This is a genomic window from Gordonia sp. NPDC057258, from assembly GCF_042668985.1.
Taxonomy (GTDB): Bacteria; Actinomycetota; Actinomycetes; order Mycobacteriales; family Mycobacteriaceae; genus Gordonia; species Gordonia hongkongensis.
The window spans coordinates 157,787-164,347 of the sequence record NZ_JBHUXZ010000009.1; the positions used below are offsets into that span (position 1 = coordinate 157,787).

Annotated in this window: 6 protein-coding genes; 3 read left to right on the forward strand and 3 right to left on the reverse strand. The window is 67.4% G+C overall.

Going from position 1 to position 6,561, the window contains the following annotated elements; genetic code table 11:
* Positions 1 to 16: 16 nt before the first annotated feature.
* Both ACFUEJ_RS09500 and ACFUEJ_RS09505 read right to left on the reverse strand, forming a co-directional pair.
* Complete coding sequence (locus ACFUEJ_RS09500; protein ID WP_388028872.1) at positions 17 to 904, reverse strand: ABC transporter permease; 888 nt, start codon at positions 902 to 904, stop codon at positions 17 to 19.
* On the reverse strand, positions 901 to 1,680 hold the full coding sequence (locus ACFUEJ_RS09505; RefSeq protein WP_388028874.1) for an ABC transporter ATP-binding protein: 780 nt from the start codon (positions 1,678 to 1,680) through the stop codon (positions 901 to 903). Before ACFUEJ_RS09505 ends, ACFUEJ_RS09500 begins: the two co-directional genes overlap by 4 nt.
* Before the next feature lie 299 nt (positions 1,681 to 1,979).
* Here ACFUEJ_RS09505 and ACFUEJ_RS09510 point away from each other — a divergent pair, with 299 nt between their 5' ends.
* From ACFUEJ_RS09510 to ACFUEJ_RS09520, 3 genes are read left to right on the forward strand one after another with little or no spacing between them, the layout of a single operon-like run.
* Complete coding sequence (locus ACFUEJ_RS09510) at positions 1,980 to 3,161, forward strand: nitrate ABC transporter substrate-binding protein (protein ID WP_388028877.1); 1,182 nt, start codon at positions 1,980 to 1,982, stop codon at positions 3,159 to 3,161.
* A 40-nt stretch (positions 3,162 to 3,201) separates the two neighbouring features.
* Positions 3,202 to 4,215 carry an isopenicillin N synthase family dioxygenase gene (locus ACFUEJ_RS09515; RefSeq protein WP_388028879.1) on the forward strand — a complete coding sequence of 338 codons (1,014 nt, stop codon included), beginning with the start codon at positions 3,202 to 3,204 and terminating at the stop codon, positions 4,213 to 4,215.
* Positions 4,212 to 5,549, forward strand: a complete 1,338-nt coding sequence (locus tag ACFUEJ_RS09520) for an amidohydrolase family protein (RefSeq protein ID WP_388028882.1) — start codon at positions 4,212 to 4,214, stop codon at positions 5,547 to 5,549. The genes ACFUEJ_RS09515 and ACFUEJ_RS09520 overlap by 4 nt, the downstream gene beginning before the upstream one ends.
* Positions 5,550 to 5,562: 13 nt before the next feature.
* On the opposite strand, the gene ACFUEJ_RS09525 is transcribed toward ACFUEJ_RS09520, so the two are convergent.
* Complete coding sequence (locus ACFUEJ_RS09525) at positions 5,563 to 6,510, reverse strand: MazG family protein (RefSeq protein ID WP_388028892.1); 948 nt, start codon at positions 6,508 to 6,510, stop codon at positions 5,563 to 5,565.
* Positions 6,511 to 6,561: the final 51 nt, after the last annotated feature.

Genomic DNA, 6,561 nt, shown 5'->3' on the forward strand with positions numbered 1-6,561 from the left:
GAGCGCGGAGATGTCCTCAGCGACGACGGTTCACGGCGGCGTTGAGAATGCTGAAGGCGCCGAAGACGAGGATGCCGAACACCGAGGCCAGGACGATCGCCGCGATGAGGTCGTCGGACTGGAGGCGAGCTCGATAGATGTCGAGCAGGGTCCCGATACCGGGTTCGCCCTTGGCGAAGAACATGTCACCGATGATGGCGCCCACCACGACCAGCCCCGAGGCCGTCCGGAAGCCGGTCATCATCGACGGGAGCGCCGACGGGAACTCGAGCATCAGCAGGCGTTGCACCGGTGAGGCCTTCGACAGGGTGAACAGCTCCTGTGAGGACTTGTCGACCGAGACGAGGCCGAAATGCGTGTTGGCGATGATGGGGAAGATCGCGATGATCACGCACACGATCGTGCGGGCGACCATCCCGTAGCCGAACCAGAGCCCGATCAGCGGAACGATCGCGAGCACCGGGATCACCTGCAGCACAACGGCCCAGGGGTAGATCGCGCGTTCGAGGAAGGACCCCCGGCTCATCAGGACGCCGATGGCGACCCCGATCAGCGCGGCGAAGGCGAATCCCACGAGACAGACCTTCGCGGTGACCCACAGCGCGTCGAGCATGGGGCCGACGCTGTCCGGGTCCAGCAGCGACTCGGTCAGCACGCTGTGTGGCGGCGGGAGCAGGAAACGCCGTTCCGGAGTGAGGATGAGATAGCTGACTGCGTACCAGGCGGCGATCCCGACGGCGAGGGAGAGGACCGGGGGTGCTCCGTACCTCAGCACGGCTGCCGTGACACGGCGGGCGCCACTCTTCCGCGACGACCGTTCGCCGCGTGTGGGTTCGGGCTGCGGCGCGGAGACCGGTCCGTGGTGCTCGCCGGCGGCGGGACGAGATCGGGCGGCGGTGGTCATCGTGCACCTCGGAGGGTCTCGGAGATCTCGGCGACGTGGTCGGTGAAACGGCTGTCGTAGCGCAGATCCGGGTGGCGTGGGTGAGCGAAGTCGATGCCGATGTCGGCGACGATCCGCCCGGGGCGTGCGGACATCACGATCACCCGGTTGGCGAGGAAGACCGCTTCGGACACCGAATGCGTGATGAACATCGCGGTGAACCGGCGTTCGGCGTAGAGCCGTTGCAGCTCGGATTGCATGTCGAGCCGGGTCATCTCGTCGAGAGCGCCGAAAGGCTCGTCGAGGAGCAACAATTCGGGCTCGGAGGTCAACGCGCGGGCCAGCGAGGCACGCATCTTCATGCCACCGGACAGCATGCGCGGCAATTGCGACTCGAACCCGGTGAGACCGACCGCGTCGATGGCGGCCTGCGCCCGGCGTCGTCGTTCACCCCGCGGCAGCCGGGCGATCTCGGCGCAGAGTTCGACATTGCCCCGCACACTGCGCCAGGCGAGGAGGGTCGGTTCCTGGAAGATGAACCCGACCGACTCCGTGGACAGTGCCACGGTTCCCTCCGTGGGCTTCTCGAGACCGGCGGCCATCCGGAGCAGGGTCGACTTACCACAACCCGACGGTCCGACGACGGCCACGAAGTCGACGGCGCGCACGTCGAGGTCCACCCGGTCCAGCGCCTGGGTCCCGGACTCGAATCGCTTCGTCACCCCGGAGACGGACGCGACCACATCTTTGGTGAGATGACGCGCATCCACATCCCTCACCGTGTCGTAGAGTTCCATCCGGCCTTCCCCTGTGCTGTCTACATGTAACTGTTGCAGTCTTACTGCCAATCGATGATTGGTTACATGTATTTCAAGTTGATGACCATGTGTAAACACTGCGTCACCAGCCGCGGCGGACCGGGCCCCTCACATCGCGCATTTCGACCCGTAAGTCCAGTTCAATGCACATCTACGGCCGAATTCGACACGTTCGAGACACCACCGTTCCCGGCTGGCGCAATCCTGAACGTCCACCTAGCTTTCACATGTAGATCGCGAATGTGTCGCGAATGAACGGCATCAGTCCAGGAGATCCCATGACCCCTCACCCACCGTCCCGCCTCCGCACGTCGCGTCTGGCCGTGGCCGCCACGGCGGCGACGATCTGCGCAGCGGTTCTCGCCGGCTGCTCGAGTTCCGGGTCCGACGACACCGCGTCGTCGAGCCTCCCCTCGGCGCCGGCCGAATCCACCCTCGCCGGAACCTGCCCCGACAACGTGGTGGTTCAACTGCAGTGGCAACCGCAGTCGGACATGGCCGGGGTCATCGGACTTCTCGGACCCGGGTACACCGTCGACACCGACAACAAGTCGGTCTCCGGGCCGCTCGTCTTCGACGGCATGGACACCGGCGTCGACATCACGCTGCGCGCCGGCGGCCCGGCCATCGGATTTCAGTCGGTGCCCTCGGCCATGTACTCCGACGACTCCATCCACCTCGGTCTCGTCCACGGCGACCAGATGATCTCCGCCGCCAAGGACCAACGCGTGGTCGGTGTGACGCCCCTGCTGCAGTACAACCCCTCGATCATCATGTGGGACCCCGCAACCCACCCGGACGTGAAGACGATCGCCGACATCGGCCGGTCCGACGCCAGCGTGGTGGTGTCGAAGGATCAGATCTTCCCGCAGTGGCTGGTCGCGAAGGGGCTGCTGCAGCAGGATCAGCTCGACACCAGTTACGACGGCGCCCCGGCACGTTTCGTCGGCGACCCGTCGATCACCCAGCAGGGGTTCGCCAACTCCGAGCCCTACACCTACGAGAACGAGACCCCGTCGTGGAACAAGCCGGTCGCCTACGCGATGGTCAAGGACGCCGGGTACGACGTCTACGCGTCGAACGTCTCGGTCCGCGCCGGTGACGTCGAGGAGATGTCGCCGTGTCTGGAGAAGCTGGTCCCGATGATCCAGCAGACCGGTAAGGACTACGTGGCCTCGCCCGACGCGGTCAACGCCACCATCGTCGACTGGGTGTCCCAGGACGTGTCCTTCACCCCGTATTCGGCCGGGGAGGCGGCGTACTCGGCGGGCCTGCTGAAGGATCGCGCGGTCGTCGCCCCGGGTGCGGACGGTGTCTACGGCAGCTACGACATGGTGAAGGCGCAGAACGTGATCAACGACCTCGTGCCGATCCTGAACGGCGGAGGCGCCGACCTGCCGGCCGCATTGCCCGCCGACCAGCTGTTCACGACCCAGTTCATCGATGAGCAGATCCGCTGACCCGACGCCCACGTCTTCCCCGATCACAGAGAGACACACGATGACCGAGACCACCACACCCCCATCGCCGGCCGCCTCGGCCGGCCTGGCCGAGCTCGACCGGGAACGCCGGATGGGCGGGCTGGGAACCGAGACCACCGACCGCGAGATCCGCCGGATCAGTCTGGCCGATCTGGACAACCGCCGCGACGAGATCGCCGACCAACTCTGGTCGGCCGCAACCGACATCGGCTTCTTCCAGGTGATCGACCACGGCATCGACCTGGCCGCGGTGGACCACGCGTTCGAGATGTCCGCCCGGTTCTTCGCGCTCCCCCGTTCGATCAAGGAGCAGTATCCGCTCAAGAAGGGCCAGAACGCGGGCTGGGAGTACCGCACCCAGGTACGCCCGTCGATCGGCACACCGGACCAGAAGGAGTCCTACCAGTTCACCCGGCCCCGCATGGACGGACTGTGGCCGAGTGAGCGCGAGCTCGCCGGATTCCGATCCACCATCGAGGATTTCGAGCACCGGTGCTGGTCGGTGGCCATGACCCTGCTCAGCTGTTTCGCCGAGCGTCTGGGTCTCGACCGCGACTTCTTCACCCGGGCGCACGACCCGACGGCGGACACCTACCAGAGCACCCTGCGGCTGCTGCACTACTACGCGTTCCCCGACGAACTGATCGACTCCGAGAACAGTTGGCGCGCCGGCGCACACACCGACTTCGACGCACTGACCCTGCTGTTCCAGCGGTCCGGTCAGGGAGGTCTGCAGGTGCTACCGGGAGCCGAGGCCGACGGTCAGGCCTGGACGTCGGTCGAGCCGTCCGACGACGCCATCACCTGCAACATCGGCGACATGCTGATGCGCTGGTCCGACGACCGACTGCCGTCGAACTTCCATCGGGTCCGGGCTCCCCGCCGGGGCGAGTACACCGGTCCGCGCTACACGCTCGCGTATTTCGCCCAAGCGAACTCCGACGTGCTGATCGAGAGCGCGGGCGGCACCTACCCGCCGATCACCGCCGCCGACTACCTCGCCCAGCGCATCGCCGCGAACTTCGCGAAGTGACCGACACATCATCGCCCGGGGCCGCCGTCACCGCGGCGGCCCCGGCCTTTCGCGACGTCACCGTCTACACGGCCGGGCAGTGGAAAGCCCATCACGACGTCCATGTCGTCGACGGGATCGTCACCGCGATCGCGCCCACCGCCCGTCCGGGCGGTGGAACCGGTAACGGTTACGTCATCCCCGGGTTCGTCAACACCCACACGCACCTCCAGCAGTCGCTCATGCGGGGAATCGCCGAATGCACACCGTTGCTCGAATGGTTGCTGGCCGTGGGCGAGGAATCGGTGGCGATCACACCCGAGCGGGCCTACCTCGCCGCCGTCTCGGCCTGCCTCGAACTGTTGCGATCGGGCACGACGACAGTGGTCGAACACATGTGGCCGCACCCGTCGCACGAGATCCATGACGCCGTCGTGCGGGCACTGCGCGACACCGGAATCCGGGCGATCCTCGGCCGCGGGGTCGCCGACCGCACCGACCCGAGCCGCAAGTGGGGGTTCGAACCGCGGCTGATGCAACCCCTCGGCGAGGTCCTCGACCACGTCGACCATCTCCGCAACGAGGTTGCCGGGTCAGCGATCTCGATGGCCCTGGCGGTACCCAATCCGCGCTCGGTCACCGACGCCGGGATGCGAAAGATCCGCGACTTCGCGCAGGAACGTGGACTGCCGGTCTCCATCCACCTGCTCGAGACCGGCACCGACGAGCAGATGTGTCGGCAGCACACCGGCTTCGGGGCCGTCGACCACCTCGACCGCAACGGCTTCCTGTGGGACCGCGTGCTCGCCGTCCACTGCGTCGAGCTCGACGACGCCGGCCAGCGCACCCTCGCCGCCCGGAAGGTGGCGGTGTCGCATAACCCGCTGTCGAACATGCGGCTCGGCAGCGGGGTGGCCCCGATCCCGGCGATGCTGGAACGCGGCCTGGCGGTCGGGCTGGGCGTGGACGGCGCCGCCAGCAACGACACCCAGGACATGCTGGCGACGCTGCGCATCGCCGCTTACCTGCAACGTGCCGTCCACCGGCGTGCGGACCTGCTCGGGTTCCCCCAGATGCTCGACATCGCCTGCGGCGGCGCCAACTCCGCGCTCGGTCTGTCGCCGGTGACCGGCGGTGTGACGGTCGGGTCGCCCGCGGACCTCACCCTGGTGCGGTTCGACCGCGACTACGCCACCCTCCCCGTCCGCGATCCCGGCGCGTCGCTGCTCACCACCGGATCACGGTCCATCGTCGACACGGTGATGGTCGGCGGCGAGATCGTCGTCGAGGACGGACGCCACACGCGAATCGACGAGGCGGAGTTCACGAAACAGCTTGCCGCACTGTCCGTCTGAGCCTCGATCCGGTTCACTCCCCCAAACCCCGCGACAGTCGTCGCATGGTCGGATCAGGCCGGGTTTCGCCCAGTACGGTCGACCACGCCTCGGGCGAGTCGAGGGTGACGCCTCGCTCGGCCGCACGCGCTTCTGCCGCGCGCACGTCGGCCATCAACGCGAGCGCTCGGTCCCGCGCCTGCGCCTCGACGCTGTCGCCGCCGGCGACGACCGTCACGGTCAGGGTCTCCGCGGGGATGGTGTCGACGGGATAACCGGCCGCGGTGAGCCGTTCGAGGACCTTCTGCAACAAGGCGAGAGCGGGCTGGGTCGTGGCGACGCCGTCGAACACCGAGCCGCGGCGCTTCTCGGCCGCCTTGCGTTCCTCCCATTCCCGGATCTGGGTCTCCAGATCCGAGTGGGCGCCGGACAGCACGCCCGGGGTCCGGCCGGTCACCTTCGACGTGAAACTCCGTGCGACGTCGTCGATGTCGAACGGCGACTCCGGGTCGTCGGCGGCGATGCGCGCGTGGAACAGCACCTGCAGCAGGAGGTCGCCGAGTTCCTCACAGAGCTCCACGGGGTCACCGGCCTCGATGGCGTCGAGCAACTCATAGACCTCTTCGAGCAGGTAACGCCGCAACGAGTGGTGCGTCTGCGTGCTCTCCCACGGGCCGTTCCGACGCAATGTGTCCATCAACGCCACGGACTCGAGAAGCGCCATGCCGGAGACCGTCTGCGCCGCGATGACGTCTTCCCCGCGCGCGATTCGCGCCTGCACCAGCGGATGTTCGGGATCCGTACTGACGAGCACCGATGCCGGATCAACGGGTGCGTCGTCGAAGACGGGTTCGACGTGGTCGAACTCCCACAGCATCGCCGCGGGCACGTCCTCGGTGACCTGCACCGGCCCGGCGAGACATGAGCGTGCGCGAATGGGGATCAGATCCGGCCGTGCCGGGTCCAGCAGCACCACCGTCATTCGTCGTACGCCCTTCCCTGAGGAGCGCCCGGAGCCTGCGGAGGGCGCGCT